We start from the raw sequence: 20,602 nt of genomic DNA on the forward strand, positions 1-20,602 counted from the left end.
AGTTTTTCCGTAACAACCTTATATTGGGCTTGAAAAATGAAATCAGAAATTCGTTTATATAAGACTTGGAAAACAAAATCAGCAACGCGTAAAGCATTATCCGTTTCTCTGGTATTCCATCTGTTTTTTCTCGTCACAACCTTTTATGTCGTGGTGCAGAATCAACCGATAGCGCCAGATAAGGCAAATCTCGCAGCGGAACTTATCTCAGTCGAAAATACTGCCCGCCCGAAACCTCCAGTGAAAAAGCTCATGCCGCGTCTTCACACGCCTTTACGGGACCTTGCGGATGTTACGACTACGGAATCCCCGCCAACTCTGGTATCTCCTACCGCCGTGCCGACTGAAAATTCGCGACCCGCCTTAGGACGCAGCTTGCAACCCGATACTGAAACAGAGAAACCCTCGGCAGCACTTGACCTATCGAAAGATAACTGGAACGATGTCAGCACCGCTGCCCAGACGCTTCGCGACATTGAAGGGAATTTATCAAAAACAGAAGCAGCGAGTCCCGCAGGGAACACGACCTTTGGGGCGAAACGCTCAGGCCCCCCAAGAATTCAACGCGCCCCCAAAGTTTCGACCCTCAAAATAGTGGAAGAGGAGATACCAGCCGCACTCGTGCAGGAGATTCGAGAGAAACGGAAAGTGTTGCCCAAGGCGTCGTTTCCACAGGTTATGAAAAAACTTGCACAGGAAATCGTCGAAACAAGTGAGGGCGGTCCAATTGACGTGGTTTTCGTCATTGATGCCAGCGGCAGCATGGGGGATAATATCAGAGCTGTCACCGAACATCTCAAAGAGATGGTAGACATCTACAAAGCCTCCAAAGTAGATTATGAACTCGGTTTAACAAAATTCTGGGCAGGTAAAAGTGGGAACAAAATTACAGTCGTTCAGTTAACAAAAAGTTTCACAGAATACAAGCGCACGCTCCAAGAAATCATAACCCATCAGGATGAAAATGCCTTGGATGCTGTCGTGCAAACTGTCAAAGAACTCCGGTTCCGTCCTACATCTAAAAAGCATTTTATCCTTGTGACCGATGAACCTTTCACAAGCCGAATCGGATTGAGTGTAGCAGCTACCATCGCGCATTGCCGAGAGTTTGGTATCTATGTCAATGTTCTTGGGCTCCCGCTTGATGAACATCAAATGCTTGCTGCTGAGACGGGCGGTAAATGGCATCTCATTCCTGAAGATCCACGATCGCCAGCGGTACAGAATCTGGCACAGAGACCGAATATATCGATGAATCCGAGAACAAAAGCTGTATCGCTACGCAACGCACAATGGACCGACGTTTATACAAAAATCGGCAGCGATGTACTCAAACATGGCAGTTACGCGTCCGTCGATATTATCCTATTCATTGATAGTAGCGAAAGTATGGACGATAAACTCCCAAATTTTTTACAGCAACTTGAGATACTCGTTCGGGATTGGGATAACGCTTTAATAGACTATCAGATAGGGGTTGTCCGTTTCCGGTCGCGCGCGTCTGTGAACATGATCAACGTCTACAATCCACCGCAAACGCTTGAAAAGGTCCGAAAAATCGTTGAATTGCCGTGTCAAGACGATGAAATGTTATTGGACGCCATAGCGGACGGACTCCGACGACTAAAACTCCGATCGAATGCAAAACCGTATTTCATTCTCGTTACAGATGAGCTAGCGAAAGGTGAATACTCGCCACTCGCGATTATCCAAATGTTAGAACAAAAACAGGTTCTCGTCAGCGTCGTCGGCACCTATGACGATTTTCAACAAGCGGTGGCGATCAAAACCCATGGCGTTTGGGTGCCTATCCCAGAGGGACAGCGGACAAACAATTCGTACTGGTAGAGGCTCAAATCACCTAAAACCTGAAGGGATGAACAGTTATCAGTAACGAACACCCTCGAAATTCATCAAAAACCCTGAAAAATCGGAGCGGGAACCCAACCATTAAAAATATGAAAATCGCAGTACTTGTCTCAGGGAGTGGAACGAATCTCCAAACCCTGATTGAGCAGCTACATCAAGACGAAACAAGTGGTATTGAGATCGCAGTGGTCATTAGCGACAGACGAAAAGCTTATGCACTCACACGTGCGAAACGTGTAAATATACCGACACACGTTGTTAAAACCCAAGATTTTAAGAATCGTGTCGATTTTGATACAGAAATTTCAAATCTCATTGAATATTATGCCGTGGAACTCGTTGTCCTCGCGGGATTTATGAAGCTGTTCCAACCCCCCTTCGTCCGAAAATACCAAAATCGTATTATCAATGTCCATCCCGCACTTTTACCTGCCTTCCCGGGGGCGCATCCTGTTGCTGATACATTAGCGTATGGCGTGAAAATCGCCGGCGTCACCGTTCACTTCGTTGACGAGGGTATAGATTCCGGTCCCATCATCGCTCAGGCAGCCGTTCCGGTTTTAGATACGGATGACGCGGAGAGTTTACACAACCGGATTCAGGTGGAAGAACACAAACTCTATCCTGAGGTGATTAAGTGGTATGCACAGGGGCGACTGAAAGTTGAAGGCCGCAAAGTGATTGTGCAATAGCTGTCAGTCTTTGGTTATCGGTTTTCAGTTACGAGATTTCTGGTAGTGATAACAGAATCAGTAACTGCCCTACACTGCTCTTAACTCTCACTGCGAGGCAAACTGACAACCGATAACTGATAACCAATAAAACTGATAACCAATACAATGTTAGCAATTTCAACAATGTGGAACGCCTTGAAACAGCAAGACGGTGCCGCCTTATTTGACGAACTCAAAAACCTTGGCTTTGAAGCACTTGAACTCAGCAGACATCTGACACCGGATCAAGTCGAGCAGCTTAAGCCGTATTTCCGTGAAAATCCGCCCTGCTCTATCCACAATTTTTGCCCTATCCTCCCCGGTACATCTCAGGTAGATGCAGAGAAGGACAAGATTTTACTTTCAAGCCTCAACGCAGATGAACGGAAGGAGGCAGTTCGGCGCACGCTCCAAACGATGGAGCTTGCCCTTGAATTAGAAGTCCCAACGGTGGTTCTCCATCTCGGTAAAGTGGATACCTACGACCGATCATACCTAATGACGGATCTTTACACTTATGGCGAGCGCGAGTTTGAAGCCTTCGGTGAAAAAGTGACGGAAGCCACAGAATGGCGGAAGCGAAAAGAAACTAAGCATCAAGATGCTGTCTTACGGAGCCTTGACGAATTAAACGAAAGTGCCTTACGGATGGAGCTCTGTATCGCTATTGAAAACCGTCCACATTACTATCAAATCCCGAATTTCGATGAGGTCGGATTGTTCTTTGAGAAGTTTTACGGGAGTCCAATGCGTTATTGGCATGATGTCGGGCATGCAGCACGACAGGAAAAACTCGGTGTGTGTTGGGCAGATGAATGGCTTGAGCATTATGCCGAGCATCTTGTGGGTGTAAACCTACATGATCTCCAAGACCTTGAGGCGTATCACCCACCAGGTACCGGAAACCTTGAATGGGACGAAATCTTCAAGATGCTGCCTGCCGAGATATTAAAAGTGTTAGAAATTCGTCCTTGCGAAACGGAACTGGTTATAGAGGCGCGGGAATTGTGCGAATCCTTAGCACAATCGCGTGAACAATCCGATGCCTAAAACACCGCCAAGTGCCACCTACTTTTTCACGCAAGTGGAACACGAAGTTCTCAAGTCCGTATGTGCGTATATGGTGGGAGTCCCGTGCGATGCAGCGTTGGATATACCGGTCATTACTATTGACACGTTCATTAAGCAGCTGCCCAAGGTGTTACGGACGCAACTCCGTTTTGCGCTCCTCCTATTCCAGTGGGGACCGTTACTCTTTATCAGGAAACCGTGTCGTTTTACACAGCTTGACCCGAATGATGCGGTGAAATATATAGACGGTTGGGCGAAAAGTCGTCTCGGGGTCAGGCGAAAACTTTTTCGGGGTTTACGGGACATCGCGTTTCTCGGCTACTATAGTTCCCGCTAAGGAATATAGACGAAAATTGAATCTTTTACGGAAATTGCAGAAAAGCAGCTTTTAAGTTGACAAAATTTTGGTAATTTGCAACAATTGAAAATTAAAGACAGATTATGTATTTGAAATTTGAGTTTCAGTACCTATGAGATGTAAAAAGTCGTAAGGAGGTATAAATAGAAGTGATTCGACGAATGATTTGCACATGGAGTATTGCCCTGCTACTCTGCGCGTTGTTACCAATCATATCAGTGGACGCGCAACGAGATGAAGCGACAGTTGCCGCAAACTGGACTTTTAACGATGGTAGTGCTGATGATACTTCAAAGAAAAAACTTAACGGTAATGTTGTTGGGGGTGCCAAGGCTGTTGACGGTATCGCTGGAAAAGCGTTGAAGTTCGACGGCAAAGATGACGGCATAAAAATTCCAGATTCAGTGGACATAAACACAGGCGGTCCCTATACTAACCGAACGGTCGCTGCGCTCTTCAACTGCGATAATGTGAAGATTAATGATCGGAAGCAGGTCATTTATGAAGAAGGCGGAGCGACACGGGGTTTAGTCATCTATGTACACGACGGCAAGCTTTACGGCGCTGGTTGGAATCGCGCGGAATATAACTGGAACGGGGCTTGGCCCTCTGCCGATGTTAAGTCAAAACGTTGGTATCACGTCGGCATCGTCATACGAGACGCAGCCGGTAAGGTAGAGAGCAAAAAGTTTGAGATGTGGGTTGATGGCAAACGCATTGCCCAAGAAAAGGGCGGACAACTCCATGCACATGGCGACGATATCGGCATCGGTCATCTCAACCAGAACACTGTCTACCATGATGGTAGTGGTGGCGGCGCAACCAATGTTGACTGGTTTGGTGGTTTGATCGACGAAGTCGTCGTCTACGGCTCCGCTTTTGACGAGGGCGATTTCGCAAAACTCGCGCAGCCACTCAGCGTTGAACCGCAAGGCAAATTCACAACAACCTGGGCAGGTCTGAAAGCCCAACGAACGGAAAAGTAACCTCAACATCAAAATTGCGTTTTTAACAATGATAATCTATAAAGGAGATATGCCAAAATGGCAAAATATCGTTTTATTTTTCTTTTCAGCGTTTTAATCATGTTGGTAGCTCTAACGACTTACGCTGCGAAAGATGAAGCAACTGTAGAAGGCGTTTGGAACTTTGACAATGGCGATGCTGCTGACACCTCTGGGAAAGGTTTGGATGGAAATATCGTCGGAGACCCAGAAGTTGTTGATGGCATTGTTGGCAAAGCACTACTTTTTGATGGTGTGGATGATGGCGTTAAACTCCCTGATTCTGTCGGTATTAATACGCTCGCACAACCCAATTTCTACACAGATCGGACTATCGCTGCTTATTTTAACTGCACAGATGTCGATATCACCGAGCAAAAGCAGACGATTTTTGAAGAAGGTGGACGCACCCGAGGTCTTGTCCTTAATGTCTTTGATGGTCAGGTTTATGTCGCTGGATGGAACCGTGCCGAATACCAATGGGCTGGTGCGTGGCCTTCTGCGCCTGTAGAGTCCGGAAAATGGTATCACGTTGCTTTGGTTATTCGGGATGCTACAAACGCAGTTGAACCGAATAAATTCGAGATGTGGCTGAATGGTGAACTCATCGCAAGTGAAGATGGCGGTGCACTTTTCGGGCACGGCGATGATATCGGTGTCGCGCATGTTAATTCAAACGCCGTTTTTCATGATGAAGATGGCGCGGGGAACAATATTCACTATTTCGGTGGTATCATTGACGAAGTCATCGTCTACGGTTCCGCTTTTGATGCAGCCGATTTTGCCGCTTATGCAGCACCCGTCGTAAGCGTTGAACCGCAGGACAAATTTACCACGACGTGGGCAAGCATCAAAGCACAACGAACACGTCAATAGAACTTATTTCTATTTATGTTTGTATGGTAGGGCGAGGTTCCCGTACCTCAGCCCTACACTGCTTTAAAGGACGACAACATGTTGGGTGCAATTATCGGCGATATTGTCGGTTCGATCTACGAACCCAAAGATCACCGTATCAAAACCAAAGATTTCCCTTTCTTTGGTGAAAACTGCCGTTTCACGGATGATTCGGTCTGCACAACCGCTGTCGCGGATGCTCTCCTGCATGAGCTCTCACCGGCGGAGACAATGCGCAAGTGGGGAAAACGATACCCCAACTGCGGCTTCAGCCAGATATTTAAAACATGGATTTATGCTGAATCTGAGGAAGACGCACCTAACTGTACGTTTCGTAACGGCGCAGCGATGCGCGTCTCACCGGCAGCGTTCCTGAATCGCCATGATCTTGACGCAGCTCTTCTCGCAGCCGACAAAGTGACCGTTATCAGCCACGATCATCCAGAAGGCATAAAAGGTGCACGCGCAACTACACACGCTATCTGGCTCGCTTATCAAGGTGAAAATGCGCCAGCGATCCGTGAGGCTATCGCCACTGAATACGGCTATGACTTGACGCAGACGGTTGACGACATCCGTCCGGACTACGCTTTCGATATGACGTGTCAAGGTGCCGTGCCACAGGCGGTCACGTGTGCTTTGGAATCCGAAAATTATGAGGATGCTGTGCGTAATGCTATCTCTCTCGGAGGTGATTCTGACACGCTCGGTGCAATTGCCGGTGCTATCGCTGAAGCACTACACGAAATCCCGCCAGATATTAAAGAACAAGCAAAGGTCCGTTACCTCGCTAAAGCACCCGACATCCTTGAAATGATCACGAAGATGTATAACAGGGTCAGCGATCAAATTCAGTGAAACGCAGACATTATGGATGCACTCGCGTCTAACACCCTTTCAAAGCGAGACAGTTCTTATAGTTGCTTTTATTGTACTTTTAAATCCGATTGGCTGGTTTTAATTACCGCAATTTCTGCCCTACTTCTTACGCTGATACCACTTCCCGCACTATCAATAGAATCTCCTATCCATTTCACAGATGTTACCGATGTTGCTGGTATCCACTTTAAACACACAGACGGTGCAGCTGGCGAATTTCATCTTCCTGAGACGCTCGGCGCAGGCGGTGCATTCCTTGATTATGACAACGATGGCGACCTTGATCTCTATCTCGTCAATAGTGCTGCACCAAGTATGCTTTACCGAAATAACGGCAATGGCACTTTCACCGATATCACACCGTCTGCTGGTGTCAGCAATCAAGGAAGTTATGGACACGGGGTTGCCTGCGGAGATTACGACAATGACAGTTACGTGGATATTTACGTAACTAATTTCGGTGCGAACCGACTCTATCATAACAACGGCGACGGTACGTTCACCGATGTCACAACGAAATCAGGTACAGGCGACACGCGCTGGAGCAGTAGCGCGACCTTTTTTGATTACAACTCGGATGGCTACCTGGATCTCTATGTTGTTAACTACCTGAATTATAAGTTAGATGCCTCCTATCCTCCGTGTTTCGAGACTCCCGCGTTCGGCGCAACCGAGAGGGTACGCGGTTACTGCCATCCGAAACACTTTGAAGGCGCGCCTGACAGGCTCTATCGAAACAACGGTGACGGCACCTTTACCGATGTAACGGAGGCTGCCAACATTCGAGATCCGGGTGGCATGTTTCTCGGCAAAGGATTAGGCGTTGTTGCCGCGGACTTTGATGCCGATGGTAATCCTGATCTCTACGTTGCCAACGACGACACACCAAACTATCTCTTCTATAACAACGGCGATGGCACTTTTGCCGAGATAGCCATCCTCACAGGTTGTGCATACAGTGCTGATGGCATCGCTCAAGCCGGTATGGGGGTTGATGCCGGTGATTACAACGGCGACGGCTTTCTTGATCTCTTTGTCACCAATTTTTCTTATGAGACGAATACCCTCTATCGGAATAACGGGGACGGCACTTTCACTGATGTGAGTTATAAAGCACAACTCGGTGAGGAGAGTTATCTCTCTTTGGGGTTCGGCACCGGATTTTTCGATGCCGATAACGATGGGCATCTCGATATTTTCGTCGCTAATGGACATATCTTTCCGACCGTTGAGCGAACCACAGATGTACTTTCGTATAAGCAATCGAATCAACTCTTCTGGAATCAAGGCGATGGCACTTTTGCTGAGGTCGGGTTTGAGGATCGTCCTGCTGTCAGCCGCAGCACCTTCTTCGGAGATTACGATAACGACGGTGACACAGACTTACTTGTCACACAGTTGAACGGCGCGGTGACCCTTCTCCGAAATGAGAGTCAAACCGCCAACAACTGGCTCCGACTCAAACTCATCGGCACCCGCAGCAATCGCGACGGCATCGGGACACGCGTAACATTGACCATCGGTTCTGAATCTCAGACGCGCGAAGTACGTATGGGGTCAAGTTATCTCAGTAGCAACGATCCGAGGGTGCTTTTTGGAATAGAGGCGGGCGATGTTGTTGATAAACTTAAAATCCGCTGGCAAAGCGGTGCTGTACAGATATTGGAGAACCTCACAGTCAATCAAGAACTCGTTGTAACCGAACCTCTTTCAGAAGTACAAGTAAGATAACCGTGTAAATCCTCAAACCTGGTCAAGAATTAACCAGAAACCTGACCGAAACGAAGTGGAGGGAAGACCAAGGACGATAAATAAAAAAGTGATAAATTGTCCTGATTGATCTGTTTTTCCTGCCAGATTAGCAAGTTGGATGCCAAAGTGGCACAGGCTTTGGTGTGCAATGACCCGTTTTCGACCGCCAAGGAGAAAAAGAAAATGGCATGAATCTTGCTCCAATATAAATATCGTTGTAATTTATATGAAATACGAACGACGAGGAGGTTCATCATGAGATTTGATAGATTAACAATTAAAACACAAGAAGCACTCGAAACAGCACAAAATTTAGCAACAGATGCGCAAAACCCTGAACTTAGCGTTGAACATTTAATGTTGGCACTTATCAAACAAAGTGACGGGATTGTCACACCGATTTTTCAGAAATTAGGTGTCGATATTGCCGGCGTTACGTCAGCAATCGAGGCTGCCGTTGAAAAAGCACCTAAAGTGCAGGGCGCAGCTTCTGAAATGCGCATCAGCCAGGCCCTACAATCCGTTCTGGATACCGGATTCAAAGAGGCGACAGCACTTAAGGACGCGTACGTCAGTACAGAACATCTTTTGATAGCGTGCACCGAAGCGAAGCAGACGGAAGTGGGTAAAATCCTTCGGGAAGCCGGTGTAACGAAAGACAAAATCCTCAAGGCACTCGTTGATATCCGTGGCAACCAACGCATCACTGATCAAAATCCAGAGGACAAATACCAAGCACTGACCCGATTCGGTCGGGAACTCACACAGGAAGCAATTTCAGGCAAACTCGACCCGGTTATCGGGCGTGATGATGAAATCCGACGCGTGATGCAGGTACTCTCCCGAAGACGGAAAAATAATCCGGTGCTAATCGGTGAACCCGGTGTCGGAAAAACAGCGATTGTGGAAGGGTTGGCACAACGGATCGCTGACGGTGATGTGCCAGAGAGTCTTCGTGAGAAGCGGCTCATCGCTCTCGATTTAGGCGCGCTCATCGCAGGCAGTAAATACCGCGGTGAATTTGAAGATCGGTTGAAAGCCGTCCTTGCCGATGTGGAGCAAGCAGAGGGACAAGTCGTTCTCTTTATTGACGAACTCCATACCATCGTCGGCGCAGGGGCTGCTGAAGGTGCTGTCGATGCATCCAACATGCTCAAACCGGCATTGGCACGCGGCGAATTGCGGTGTATCGGTGCGACGACGCTTGACGAGTATCGCAAACACATTGAGAAGGACGCTGCCTTGGAACGCCGGTTCCAACCCGTCCAAGTTGAAGAGCCTTCGGTTGAAGACACGATCGCGATTCTACGTGGCTTGAAGGAGCGTTATGAAACGCATCACGGCGTGCAAATTCAGGACAACGCTATTGTCGCTGCTGCTACACTCTCAAAACGTTATATCTCGGAACGGTTCCTACCCGATAAAGCCGTGGATTTGGTGGACGAAGCCGCGTCGCGCCTACGGATTGAGATTGACAGTGTGCCTGAGGAGATTGACGAGGTGGAACGTCGCATCATCCAACTCCAGATAGAGCAGCAGGCATTGGAGAAAGAGGAGGACAGCGCATCACAACAACGGCTTGAAAAACTGATCGCAGAACTTGCGGAACTCAAAGCGCAAGCGGACGCACTCAAAGCCGCATGGCAGAACGAAAAAGCAAGTTTGACGCAGATTGGCGAGTTGATGGAGCAGATTGAGGCACTCCGCATTGAATCCGAGCAAGCCAAACGTTCTGGAAACCTCGCCAGAGCCTCGGAACTGGAATACGGTAGGATACCGGAATTAGAATCGCAACTCAAAAATGTTCAAGAGGCTATAGAAACGAACACACAAGGTACACAGATGCTCAAAGAGCAGGTCGGTGCAGAGGACATTGCCGAAATTGTTGCGAAGTGGACCGGTATCCCTGTTTATCGGCTCATGGAGGGCGAGACCCAGAAACTGATCCACATGGAAGCGCGTTTGCGTGAACAGGTGATCGGACAGGATGAAGCAGTAAGTGCTGTCTCGAATGCAATTCGTCGTGCCCGCGTCGGTCTCGGTGATCCGGATCGCCCCCTCGGTTCTTTCCTCTTTATGGGGCCCACGGGTGTCGGTAAAACGCATCTCGCCAAATCGCTCGCTGAGTTCTTGTTTGACGATGCGAACGCTATGGCGCGTATTGATATGAGCGAGTACATGGAAAAGCACACCGTCTCCCGCTTAATCGGCGCACCACCCGGATACGTCGGCTACGATGAAGGTGGGCAGCTAACCGAAGCTGTCAGACGGCACCCGTATTGCGTCATCCTGCTCGACGAAGTAGAGAAGGCACATCCAGAGGTGTTCAACGTTTTGCTCCAGATGCTTGACGATGGTCGAATGACGGACGGGCAAGGACGTACGGTTGATTTCAAGAATACGGTTGTCATCATGACCTCCAATATTGGTAGCCAGTGGATTAGCGATGCACTTTTGGATGGAAAAGAAATTCGACGAAAGGTGATGGAAGCGGTACAAGCGCATTTCCCACCCGAATTCCTGAACCGTATTGACGACTTGATTATCTTTGACCGGCTCGGTATTGAAGAACTGAAACAGATTGTCGCACTGGAACTTACGCAGTTGAGCCATCGCTTCGCTGAGAAGGAGATGACCTTGACCCTCTCTGAACCCGCAAACGAGGCATTGGTGGAACGCGGATTTGATATGGTGTACGGTGCGCGTCCGCTTCGCCGAACGATCCAACGGGATATTCTTAATCCCTTGGCAATCCAAATTCTGGAAGGCACTTTCCACAACGGTGACGCAATTGCTGTTGATTTTGAGAATGAGGCATTTGTTTTTAAGCGGGCGTAATTTAATGAATGACTGTAGGGCGAGGTCTTGGCACCTCGTCCACCCTTTTGTCAAAGACAGTCTTGACACAAACGCTTTCTTGGTAAAATGCGTGAAAATTTGACATCCGTGTGATTCTATGTTATATTACAACGCATAGATCCGCGAAAATACAAGGAGTTATCTCGTGAAAAAACCAAATTGTGCACCAGCGAAAATTCCAGCCAAAGTGCCAAAATCCGGCTTGCGGAAAGGTGATGTTGAAATTGTGAACACGGACATTCCACCTAAGAAAGAGCGACAGGAACCCGTACCGCCCCCGAACTATACCCTGGAGGAACTCTTAGCTAAAGTGCCAGAACCCACAACCAGAGGACCAGAACCCAATTTTTCGGGTGAAGTTGACACGGGGCCACCAGTGGGCAAAGAAGTATGGTGAGATTAGCTTATGTATGTTCCAAGACACGGTGATATAGTGTGGATCGACTTCAATCCACAAATAGGTCACGAACAGGCAAAAGAACGTCCAGCCCTTGTTCTATCCGAAGAACTCTACAATCGCAGACTGTGATTAGCAATTATGTGTCCAATTACGACAAGTCGAAAACCTTATCGCGTAGACCTTGATGTGCCTATTTCTGTTGGGGTAACGATCCGCAATAGGAATAATACTGAGGTTTTTGAACTCACCGGAGTTATACAGGCCGATCACATTAAGAGCCTGGACTGGTGGGAAAGACGTGCCAGATACGCAGGTGATATGCCAGATGCAACGGTCATTCAAGTTTTGCAAATACTTGGGAAGCTCGTGAAAATCTGGTAAGGAATTATGAGATGACTTCTGGGACGCGTCTGTAGATATCCTGCAATGGTAGTTCGCATCCAATAGAAGCGAGGCTTAACACACCTTCAAGGGCGTGCAGCTCGGTCTGAACCCACTGTGTCTTAGCAAGGCGATAGTGTTCAACGCGAACCCTGTCTTGTGAAACGAGGATGTATTCCTGCAAAGAGGCGAGTTCTTGATAGTGCCTAAATTTTTCGCCTTTGTCATACACTTCAGTTGAAGGTGAAAGTACTTCTATCACAAGAGTAGGGTTGAGGAGTGTGTCAAACACATTATCCTCAAATTCGGGTTCGCCGCAGAAAATGACGACATCAGGATAAAAATAGGCACCTTTTGGTCCCGTTCTCACACGCATATTGCTTATACAGACATCCCAATCCTGCCCACGCAATTGGATGTTAAGTTCAGTTCCTATATCCACCGTGATAAGATTATGAGCGAAATTCGCCCTGGGCATTACGCGTATTTCTCCGTTGAGATATTCACTTTTGACCGTAGCCTTACGTTCCAAAGCGAGATACTCCTCTGGCGTGATGTAGGTTTCTGCTGCGAGAGATGACATGTCCGTTTCCATGAATATGATGAATCTTAAGCATTCTGTAGTTGAATTATAGCATATCATGAGAAGGATTGCAACGGTCTTCAATTAGTTTTTCCGTATTTTGAATCTGCCTTTCAAGTACTCTTGGCTTTAGTACCTACTTCCAGTCGCGATGTTTACCTAAAACAGATGGAAACCTAAAAACTGCATGATTATATTTCTCTAACAAACCCTCCTTGACAATTCGATGTGTGCAGGGTATAATTAAAAAAACGCAACAGGAAGCTGAGACTCACGTATACCCATGAATCGAATTGACGCAAAATTTCAAGAACTCCGAGACCGAGGGGCGAGCGCATTTATGCCCTACGTCTGCGCGGGAGATCCGAACCCCGAACTTACCCCCAAACTCTTTCTCACGCTTGAGGAAGCGGGTGCAGACCTTATTGAACTCGGTGTCCCTTTTTCCGATCCAATCGCAGACGGACCGACCATCCAGCGCGCAAGCGAGCGTGCACTCGCACATAACATCTCACTCCAAGAGATTCTGGAGATCGTGGCATCCCTCCGTAAAGAGACAGACCTCCCGATTGCTCTCATGAGTTACTATAACCCGATCTTTCGGATGGGAGAGAAGGCATTTTGCGAAGCAGCACAAGAAGCAGGCGTTGACGGTCTTATCGTGCCAGACCTGCCACCAGAACAGGGACAGCCACTGCTTGAAGTTGCCCCACAATATAACCTCGCCACGATTTTCCTGGTCGCGCCGACAAGCCCACCAGAACGGATGAAATTAATTGCATCCGTCAGCACAGGATTTATCTATTGTGTTTCAGTAACGGGTGTAACAGGTGCGCGGACAAAGTTATCAGACGAAGTCGCGCCGATGATCACAGAACTCCGTAAACACACAGATAAACCGATTAGTGTCGGCTTTGGTATATCAACGCCCGAGCAGGCAAAACAAGTCACTGAACTCGCTGATGGGGCGATTGTGGCAAGTGCTATTATCAATGTTTACGAAAAGCATATCAACGACGAAGCGAAATTACTCACCGCAGTGAAGCAATTCGCGTCGGATTTAGCAGCAGGGGTAAAGCCGTAGAGTTGACCGTAAACATTATTCAGAACAACGCGCGGTTTGCCTGGTATATTCTTCCTTGCAAAGTTCGGTAACCGCACGTTGGATGTCTGCACATACCTCCGCTTCACTTGTTCCTCTATTTTTTCTCTGAACACTTTCCATGACGCGTCGGAGTTCATTCCAAGCCGCTGCCTTCTTTTGTTTGGAATGGAGTTTACAGATTTTCTTGTCGGAAAGATTTGGCGCATTCACAATTGACTCTCCTTAAATTTTGCACTTACATCCCGCGCTTGATGCCGAATTCCGCTTCAAATGCCTCCCAAATATCTTCTGAGATCTCAGCCGTTGCCGCTTCATATCCGTCTTCCACTTGCGCTGTGTCAGCCGGACCAAACATAACAACACCTTCTATCGGGGCAGCGAGACAAAACTGCATCGCCAAGTGTCGGATATTGACATCACGTTCCTGACACCACCTCCACATCGCATAAGCCTTCGGTTCCGCATCAGGATTCCGGCGACGTTCGTCTTCAACCTTGGGTTCCGCCCCTGTCAAACTCCCCATGCCCAATGGACTCGCGAGGATAATGCCGACATCGTGTTCGCGTGCCAACGGCAAGGTTGTCTCTGCCACAGATTGCGATAACAGCGTATAGTCTAAGAAGGTCAGGATAATGTCAATATGCCCCGTTTCGATCAGTTCCTTGTGGAATTCATGAGAACGCACGCCAGCACCGATGTGTCGAATAGCACCCTCCACCTTCATCTCTAACAACGTATCTAACGCGCAACCCGGTGCCAATACGCTCTCCATATCAATCGGATCGTGAATAAGTACGGCATCGAGGTAATCTGTGCGGAGGTCTTTGAGACTGTTGGTGACACTCCAACGAGTGCCATCTGCGGAGAAATCTTTCCGCCGTTCTGGGTGCGTGCCTACTTTGGCTTGTAGGTAGACCTTTTCTCGCAATCCATCGGAGAGGGCTTCTCCCCAGAGGTGTTCCGCGTGCCCGGGATAAGTGTCGATGTAATTAATACCGAGTTCGATACCGCGCCGGATCGCGCCGATGACTTCAGCATCCGGTTTCTGCCAGATCCACGCTGCACCGAGTGCCAGAGATCTCGGGTGCATCTCCGTACGCCCCATCCGTCGTGTCTCTAATTTTGTGGTGGTTTCCATAATTGTCCTATAGGTTACGGCACGACGGCGCGTGCCTACTACCTTGCGAGTGGATTACGGCACGACGGCGCGTGCCTACTACCTTGCGAGTGCTTGTCTGAGTTTATGTGTAGATTCCGCGAGCGACTCTTGTAGATATGGATAAGGAAAACCGCCCCACCGATCCGGGGGTGGTTCGTATGCTTGCGCGATCTTCAGACTCACGAAAGTGGGTCCGGTTTCATTCCAGATTTTCGGCAGGTCGGCTGCAAGCGTGTCCGAATCATCAAATTCATAAACCCGTTCAAAACCGGTACCTTTTGCAATCATAGACCAACTGAACCCAGCATTACCATCAGGCACAGGTTGATTACCCGTTACCTCATAGGTGCCGTTGTCACAGACAAAAAGTAGATAGTTCGGTGGTGGCGTGTTCAAGGCGGTAATTGTTGCTAATGTACCTAAACACATCAACATGCTACCATCGCCGTTGAGCACAACTACCTTTTTGTCCGGTTTTGCGAGTGCGATGCCAAGGGCGAAATCGGCGGCATGTCCCATCGCGCTTCCGACGGAGGCGTAGTCTAACGGATGTGTCGATATTTTGCCCCACGGCACTGTAGTTCCCATCGTCGTGACAACGATTTCATCCGTCCGTTGATTTGCGATTAATTGTAGACATTCTTCCTTGATGAGCATGATTTTCTCCAACAACTTGAGATTATTTCTCTTCTTCTGGTGGTAAGAACGTAATGCGTGGCGGAATTTTCAGTGCTGTTGCCGTATCTTGAACATGCTGCGCGAATTCCGTTTCCGTCTCAATACCGTCGATACCACCACCCCAGATGGCGAACGTCCGATAGTTGAGTCTACCATCCGCATCAGGTGTTAAAACAACTGGCAAAAGGTCGGCTTTCTCAGATATGTTTGTGCTATACGTGTCGCGACGGGCGGAGGTAATGAGGGCTATGCCGAGCGTGTCTATGCCACTTAGATCTGTTCCCCAACTCCATATCCAACCTTGTTCTCTGTCCTCTTTATAACCACCTTTCAGATCCGGAATACCTGTGGCGATAGCGTAATCTGCTGGTAAGCCTCCATCAATATGGATGTGATGCTCAATCCACGGGTTTTCTCCATAGATGAAGGTAGTTGATGTGAATCGACGGATCTCACCCTTAACATTCCACTCGGGGATAATCCTTTGAACAACAGAGCGAATCGAACCATCGGCGAGAATCCGGACGTAGTCGCCTTCAGCAGGTAGTGGAACCATCTCCGCTTTTTCTTTATCCCATAGTGTGATCCCGCCGCAGCCTATTAAACCTTCACGCGGGGTTAGTGCTATCATTTCAGTGGTTTCAAGATCGAGAAGCGCGTTCAGCGATAAACCGATTGATTCAACAACATTCAACTGTCCTGCTGTTGGAGTTTCCTGACCGAGATCAGAAATATCGCTGTCGTAGGATTTGCGGATAAAGTAGGTCTCTTGGTTCTCAAGGTCTCGTAACAGCCATTGTTGTTCCGGTTTCTGCGTCTCTATCTGAACTTGTTGGGAGAGGGTTATACCATTCGTCTCAAAGTGCTGTATGAGTTCGGGTGAAAGCGGTCTTCTGTCTAATTCAGCTTGGTCTAATTCAGTTTGGAACATCGCATCCATACTGAAGCGTGCCACCCGTTTTTTGCCGTAGGCGATAAATGCCCCATTCGGTTTCAGTAGATACGCGATTAAATTTGATTCCATTGCTGCCACTACGTTCAGTTCAGGAAAGATCGCTGCTCGCGTCTGTTTATTGATATCGAGTGTTAATGTCGCTTTGACAGTCGGATCGTAAAGGATTGAGACTTCTTTTGTCTCTTCGGCTCCTAAGTTTAGCAGGAAGCAGAGTTGATCGCGTTCTCCATCGTAATCCAAGTCATCTGCTTGTGCTGGGACCATCACTTCCCGTGGGGCTTTTCCAGTAACGACCGAATAGGCTTTAAAAGAGAAGTCAGAGTTCACCTTTCGGAGTTGAGCCCCAGTTAACACAATCGGAACGTTTTTTCGGGGGATGGGTAACGTATTTTGAATGGAGAGACGGATCTTGCTAATCTTCTGATTGCCACCCGGCATTGTACAAGCACTGAGCATCAGCAGGGATCCGAGAATAAGTGATAGGCAGATCGTTAAGACATGCCTTGCTATATACGTCTGAATGTTATCTTGTGAATGTATGGTTTCCAATTTTTTTCCCTTATTTTAGATGCTTGAGTACTTTTCTATGCGTTAAACCTCCGGCAGCACTTCAAGCAGATATTCAATTTCGGATGCTGTGTTATAAAAATGGGGTGAAATTCTGACACCGCTCCCACGCTCTGCTGCAATTATGTTTTCAGTGTAAAGCATTTCGTAGATTTCAGCAGGCGTGTGCCTTTCACTTTCAAAGATGACAATCCCTGCTCGATCTGTGTCTGTTTTTGGAGTGATGACACGATAGCCTTTCGCCCCCAATCCTGCTATTAAGCGTGCCGTGAGTTCCAAAACCCGTGCTTTAATTGCCGGGATACCAATATCATGCAGTAAGTCGATTGCGGCTTTGAGTCCGTATAATCCGACGCTGTTGTAAGAGCCTTCTTCAAAGCGAGTTGCGTCCGGTTTCTGGGTTAAGTCGTAGTTGAGAAAATCGCGCGGATTTACGACACTCGCCCAACCGACATTGGTGTTAATCAATTGTTCCCGTTTTTCATCGGCACAATAAAATATCGCTGCGCCCTCCGGTGCTAATAACCACTTATGTCCATCAGCGGCGAGGATATCAATGTTACAGGATTTCACATCCACTTCAACGACCCCGAGACTCTGAATAGCGTCCACGACCAACCAAATATCGCGTTCTCGGCACAGGTCGCCGAGTGCTTTAATGTCGTTTCGGAAACCGGAGGCGAATTCCACATGGCTGATCGTTAAAACACGCGTCCGTTCATCAATCGCAGCAGCAATATCTTCAATATAGATACGACCATCTCGTTCCGGTACCATGCGTGTGCTAACACCGTAACGTTCCTTCAAACACCACCACGGATAGACATTCGCTGGGAACTCTACTGCTGTTGTGACGACATTGTCGCCCGTCTGCCAATTGATACCGTTCGCAGCGATGAGAATTCCTTGCGTTGTGTTCTTCATAAATGCGATTTCGGTAGCATCGGCGTTGATGAGTCGTGCCGCTGTCACACGGCATGCCTCTGCTGCTTCTGCCCAACCGTCAGCATGCACTGCACCATAAAGCGTGGCATCTTCTATGAACCCTGCCATTGCGTCTTGTACCCGACGCGATAGCGGCGCAACACCGGCGTGGTTCATATAAATGTAAGTTTCGGTTACCGGGAATTCATTGCGCCAATTTTGCCAGATTTCGCGCTTAGGAAGGCTATTCACTACAGATCCCTTCGTTGTTAGCATTCAAAAATGTTTCGACGGTGTAGTCTTTTACCCGTTTCGCATTCGCAAACGCGATGAGTTCACCGAAGAGTCCAAAGCAGAACACCAAAATTCCGGTTGTGATAGAAATAGAACTCAGGTTTAGTGCGGCAATCTTCAACACTTTCGACGACAGTGAACCCGCCTGCGGAATTAGTAGAATTCCACCGAGTATCAGCAACATCACACTGGTTGGACCAAAAAGCCGAACGGGTCTCCGCTTACATGTAAAAATGAAAAAGCGAGCGAGTTTCCCCAACTCAGGTAATTTCTGTTTAGCCTGTTGAATTTGGTGCTCCGTCAGCCACCCAAGTCCGAGTAAGGCGACTGCTAAACTGAAGCAGCTGATCACTACTATGTTGGCACTACCAAACAAAATGCGTCCTGAAATGAAAAAAGGGAGACTTAGAATCGCAGCAACACGAAATGCTCTCTGCTTCGGGTTAAAAAGGACATCGGATAGTCGTTGCCACAGTCTTTTCAGTTTTTGCGATTTCGGGCGCGATGTGAAGACGGAAATTATGAACTTGAAAGCAATAATATCTAACATAACGCGCCAGACTCTTCCGAGTCCGTACTTGCTTTTTCCAAAACGTCGCGGGTGATGTGACACAACAATCTCGGCGATACGCGCGCCCACCACTGTAGCCATTGCAGGAATAAATCGGTGCATCTCGCCATAGAGCGGCACCTGTTTAATAACCGACGCCCGATACGCTTTAAGCGAGCATCCGTTGTCATGGATCGGGACACCTGTCACTTGAGCGATGATCCAATTGGCAACGATAGAAGGGACGCGGCGTGTCAAAAATTTATCCTGCCGCTCTTTTCGCCACCCGCATACCAAGTCGTAGCCTGCGTCGAGCTTTTCAAGCAGCTGGGGAATATCGCTCGGATCATTTTGCAGATCCCCGTCCATACTGATAATCCGTTGTCCTTGGGCGAATTCAAAGCCAGCCGCCATCGCTGCTGTCTGTCCGGCATTCTTTTGGAATCGGATGACTGCCAATTGGGGTTCTTGTTTACTTAGTTCTGAAAGTACGGTGAAAGTTTTGTCCTTGCTGCCGTCGTCCACGAATAACACTTCGTAAGTATCGCCGATTGCCTTGCATACCGTTTTAATCTTTTCAAACAGTGGACGGACGTTGTCTTCTTCGTTGTAAACCGGGACCACGATGGATAGAATCGGTTTTTCGTCCATTTTAATAGTTGTCGGTACGATTTTTTTCAAAAAAATCTTTCGGTTATCGGTTGTCAGTTAAAGAGGGTTTTGTTAAAAGAAAACCTCTATCCCGTGATAAGGGAATCAAGAGAAGTCCCTGAAAAGGAGTTACTGCAAACTGATAACCCCTCTTACTACCAATCTGGGGAATTCAACAAAATCTGGTGTGCTTCAGTGAGCGAGTCAAAGGTAGTTCCCGCATCAACCCACTTTCCGCGCACGAAACTATACTCGAGATCTCCACGATACATATAGGCGTTGTTGACATCAGTTATCTCATATTCCCCGCGGGCTGAAGGTTCAACGGTGCGAATGATGTCAAATACAGACGCGTCGTAAAAATAGACCCCTACTACCGCGTAATTACTTTTCGGGTGCCTCGGCTTTTCCTCGATCGCGACAATACGATTTCCGTCCAGAGTCGCGACACCGTAATGCTCTGGGTTCTCCACCTCCTTGAGCATCACGCGCGCACCGGCTTGTTGCGCATGGAAATCGGAAACGGCGTGATGGATAGGTGCTTCAAAGATATTATCGCCGAGCAAGACGACGATTTTACCACCGGCGGCAAACCCTTCCGCCAACGCAAGCGCATGCGCGATCCCTTTTGCTTCTTGCTGAACGCGATATGTGAATTCACACCCGAAGTCTTTACCGCTCCCAAGTGTGTTCGCGAAATCTCCAACATATTGTGGATTCGTTACGATAAGAATATCTGTAATTCCTGCCATCGCGAGTTGTTTAACACTATGAAAAATCATCGGTTCGTTGCCGACTGGCAGGAGATGCTTACTGGTAACTTTGGTGAGTGGATGCAAACGGGTTCCGAGTCCGCCTGCAAGGATTACACCTCTGAACATGGTTTTTTAGCTATGAACCTCCGCTCTGCTCTCCATTGCATTTCAAGCAGGTTTCTGATTAATTCGGGACTC

19 protein-coding genes and 1 pseudogene are annotated in these 20,602 nt (G+C 48.0%); 12 read left to right on the forward strand and 8 right to left on the reverse strand.

Going from position 1 to position 20,602, the window contains the following annotated elements; all coding sequences use genetic code 11:
- Positions 1-36: 36 nt before the first annotated feature.
- The 11 genes and pseudogenes from OXH00_12070 (at position 37) to OXH00_12120 (ending at position 12,183) form a co-directional block, all read left to right on the forward strand.
- Positions 37-1,848 (forward strand): VWA domain-containing protein, encoded by a 1,812-nt coding sequence (locus OXH00_12070; GenBank protein MCY3741748.1) that lies wholly within the window; start codon positions 37-39, stop codon positions 1,846-1,848.
- Positions 1,849-1,958: 110 nt separating this feature from the next.
- Positions 1,959-2,561, forward strand: a complete 603-nt coding sequence (gene purN / locus OXH00_12075) for a phosphoribosylglycinamide formyltransferase (GenBank protein ID MCY3741749.1) — start codon at positions 1,959-1,961, stop codon at positions 2,559-2,561.
- 147 nt (positions 2,562-2,708) lie between these two features.
- A complete protein-coding gene (locus OXH00_12080) occupies positions 2,709-3,632 on the forward strand; it encodes a TIM barrel protein (GenBank protein MCY3741750.1) in 924 nt (307 codons plus the stop codon).
- A complete protein-coding gene (locus OXH00_12085; protein MCY3741751.1) occupies positions 3,625-3,990 on the forward strand; it encodes a hypothetical protein in 366 nt (121 codons plus the stop codon). Before OXH00_12080 ends, OXH00_12085 begins: the two co-directional genes overlap by 8 nt.
- Before the next feature lie 170 nt (positions 3,991-4,160).
- The gene (locus OXH00_12090; GenBank protein MCY3741752.1) at positions 4,161-4,997 is read left to right on the forward strand and encodes a hypothetical protein; all 837 of its coding nucleotides are present in this window, start codon (positions 4,161-4,163) and stop codon (positions 4,995-4,997) included.
- 57 nt (positions 4,998-5,054) lie between these two features.
- Complete coding sequence (locus OXH00_12095; GenBank protein MCY3741753.1) at positions 5,055-5,891, forward strand: hypothetical protein; 837 nt, start codon at positions 5,055-5,057, stop codon at positions 5,889-5,891.
- Between the two features lie 78 nt (positions 5,892-5,969).
- On the forward strand, positions 5,970-6,770 hold the full coding sequence (locus tag OXH00_12100) for an ADP-ribosylglycohydrolase family protein (GenBank protein MCY3741754.1): 801 nt from the start codon (positions 5,970-5,972) through the stop codon (positions 6,768-6,770).
- Between the two features lie 12 nt (positions 6,771-6,782).
- Positions 6,783-8,522, forward strand: a complete 1,740-nt coding sequence (locus tag OXH00_12105; protein MCY3741755.1) for a CRTAC1 family protein — start codon at positions 6,783-6,785, stop codon at positions 8,520-8,522.
- Between the two features lie 276 nt (positions 8,523-8,798).
- On the forward strand, positions 8,799-11,381 hold the full coding sequence (gene clpB, locus OXH00_12110) for an ATP-dependent chaperone ClpB (protein ID MCY3741756.1): 2,583 nt from the start codon (positions 8,799-8,801) through the stop codon (positions 11,379-11,381).
- Between the two features lie 166 nt (positions 11,382-11,547).
- Entirely contained in the window at positions 11,548-11,799 is a 252-nt protein-coding gene (locus OXH00_12115; GenBank protein ID MCY3741757.1) for a hypothetical protein, read from the forward strand.
- Between the two features lie 9 nt (positions 11,800-11,808).
- Positions 11,809-12,183, forward strand: a pseudogene (locus OXH00_12120) (type II toxin-antitoxin system PemK/MazF family toxin).
- Between the two features lie 4 nt (positions 12,184-12,187).
- Here OXH00_12120 and OXH00_12125 read toward each other — a convergent pair.
- Entirely contained in the window at positions 12,188-12,766 is a 579-nt protein-coding gene (locus OXH00_12125) for a Uma2 family endonuclease (protein MCY3741758.1), read from the reverse strand.
- A gap of 283 nt (positions 12,767-13,049) precedes the next feature.
- Here OXH00_12125 and trpA point away from each other — a divergent pair, with 283 nt between their 5' ends.
- Positions 13,050-13,850 (forward strand): tryptophan synthase subunit alpha, encoded by an 801-nt coding sequence (trpA, locus tag OXH00_12130; GenBank protein MCY3741759.1) that lies wholly within the window; start codon positions 13,050-13,052, stop codon positions 13,848-13,850.
- Positions 13,851-13,865: 15 nt separating this feature from the next.
- On the opposite strand, the gene OXH00_12135 is transcribed toward trpA, so the two are convergent.
- The 7 genes from OXH00_12135 to OXH00_12165 form a co-directional block, all read right to left on the reverse strand.
- Positions 13,866-14,081: a hypothetical protein gene (locus tag OXH00_12135; GenBank protein ID MCY3741760.1), complete on the reverse strand. Its 216-nt coding sequence runs from the start codon at positions 14,079-14,081 to the stop codon at positions 13,866-13,868.
- A 25-nt stretch (positions 14,082-14,106) separates the two neighbouring features.
- On the reverse strand, positions 14,107-15,009 hold the full coding sequence (locus OXH00_12140; GenBank protein MCY3741761.1) for an aldo/keto reductase: 903 nt from the start codon (positions 15,007-15,009) through the stop codon (positions 14,107-14,109).
- Between the two features lie 78 nt (positions 15,010-15,087).
- On the reverse strand, positions 15,088-15,687 hold the full coding sequence (locus tag OXH00_12145; GenBank protein MCY3741762.1) for a thiamine pyrophosphate-dependent enzyme: 600 nt from the start codon (positions 15,685-15,687) through the stop codon (positions 15,088-15,090).
- A 22-nt stretch (positions 15,688-15,709) separates the two neighbouring features.
- Positions 15,710-17,212 carry a DUF4861 family protein gene (locus tag OXH00_12150; GenBank protein ID MCY3741763.1) on the reverse strand — a complete coding sequence of 501 codons (1,503 nt, stop codon included), beginning with the start codon at positions 17,210-17,212 and terminating at the stop codon, positions 15,710-15,712.
- A gap of 42 nt (positions 17,213-17,254) precedes the next feature.
- Positions 17,255-18,406, reverse strand: coding sequence for an aminotransferase class V-fold PLP-dependent enzyme (locus tag OXH00_12155; GenBank protein MCY3741764.1), 1,152 nt, complete (start codon positions 18,404-18,406; stop codon positions 17,255-17,257).
- Entirely contained in the window at positions 18,399-19,679 is a 1,281-nt protein-coding gene (locus tag OXH00_12160; protein ID MCY3741765.1) for a glycosyltransferase family 2 protein, read from the reverse strand. Before OXH00_12160 ends, OXH00_12155 begins: the two co-directional genes overlap by 8 nt.
- A 125-nt stretch (positions 19,680-19,804) precedes the next feature.
- Positions 19,805-20,530, reverse strand: a complete 726-nt coding sequence (locus tag OXH00_12165) for a sugar phosphate nucleotidyltransferase (protein ID MCY3741766.1) — start codon at positions 20,528-20,530, stop codon at positions 19,805-19,807.
- Positions 20,531-20,602: the final 72 nt, after the last annotated feature.

It is taken from the genome of Candidatus Poribacteria bacterium (assembly GCA_026706025.1).
Classification (GTDB): Bacteria; Poribacteria; WGA-4E; order WGA-4E; family WGA-3G; genus WGA-3G.

Bases quoted from the DNA above. Each gene is read 5' to 3' on its own strand.
- OXH00_12070 (MCY3741748.1), top strand. From the start codon at position 37: ATGAAATCAGAAATTCGTTTATATAAGACTTGGAAAACAAAATCAGCA.
- purN (MCY3741749.1), top strand. From the start codon at position 1,959: ATGAAAATCGCAGTACTTGTCTCAGGGAGTGGAACGAATCTCCAAACC.
- OXH00_12080 (MCY3741750.1), top strand. From the start codon at position 2,709: ATGTTAGCAATTTCAACAATGTGGAACGCCTTGAAACAGCAAGACGGT.
- OXH00_12085 (MCY3741751.1), top strand. From the start codon at position 3,625: ATGCCTAAAACACCGCCAAGTGCCACCTACTTTTTCACGCAAGTGGAA.
- OXH00_12095 (MCY3741753.1), top strand. From the start codon at position 5,055: ATGGCAAAATATCGTTTTATTTTTCTTTTCAGCGTTTTAATCATGTTG.
- OXH00_12100 (MCY3741754.1), top strand. From the start codon at position 5,970: ATGTTGGGTGCAATTATCGGCGATATTGTCGGTTCGATCTACGAACCC.
- OXH00_12105 (MCY3741755.1), top strand. From the start codon at position 6,783: ATGGATGCACTCGCGTCTAACACCCTTTCAAAGCGAGACAGTTCTTAT.
- clpB (MCY3741756.1), top strand. From the start codon at position 8,799: ATGAGATTTGATAGATTAACAATTAAAACACAAGAAGCACTCGAAACA.
- OXH00_12125 (MCY3741758.1), bottom strand. From the start codon at position 12,766: ATGTCATCTCTCGCAGCAGAAACCTACATCACGCCAGAGGAGTATCTC.
- trpA (MCY3741759.1), top strand. From the start codon at position 13,050: ATGAATCGAATTGACGCAAAATTTCAAGAACTCCGAGACCGAGGGGCG.
- OXH00_12140 (MCY3741761.1), bottom strand. From the start codon at position 15,009: ATGGAAACCACCACAAAATTAGAGACACGACGGATGGGGCGTACGGAG.
- OXH00_12145 (MCY3741762.1), bottom strand. From the start codon at position 15,687: ATGCTCATCAAGGAAGAATGTCTACAATTAATCGCAAATCAACGGACG.
- OXH00_12165 (MCY3741766.1), bottom strand. From the start codon at position 20,530: ATGTTCAGAGGTGTAATCCTTGCAGGCGGACTCGGAACCCGTTTGCAT.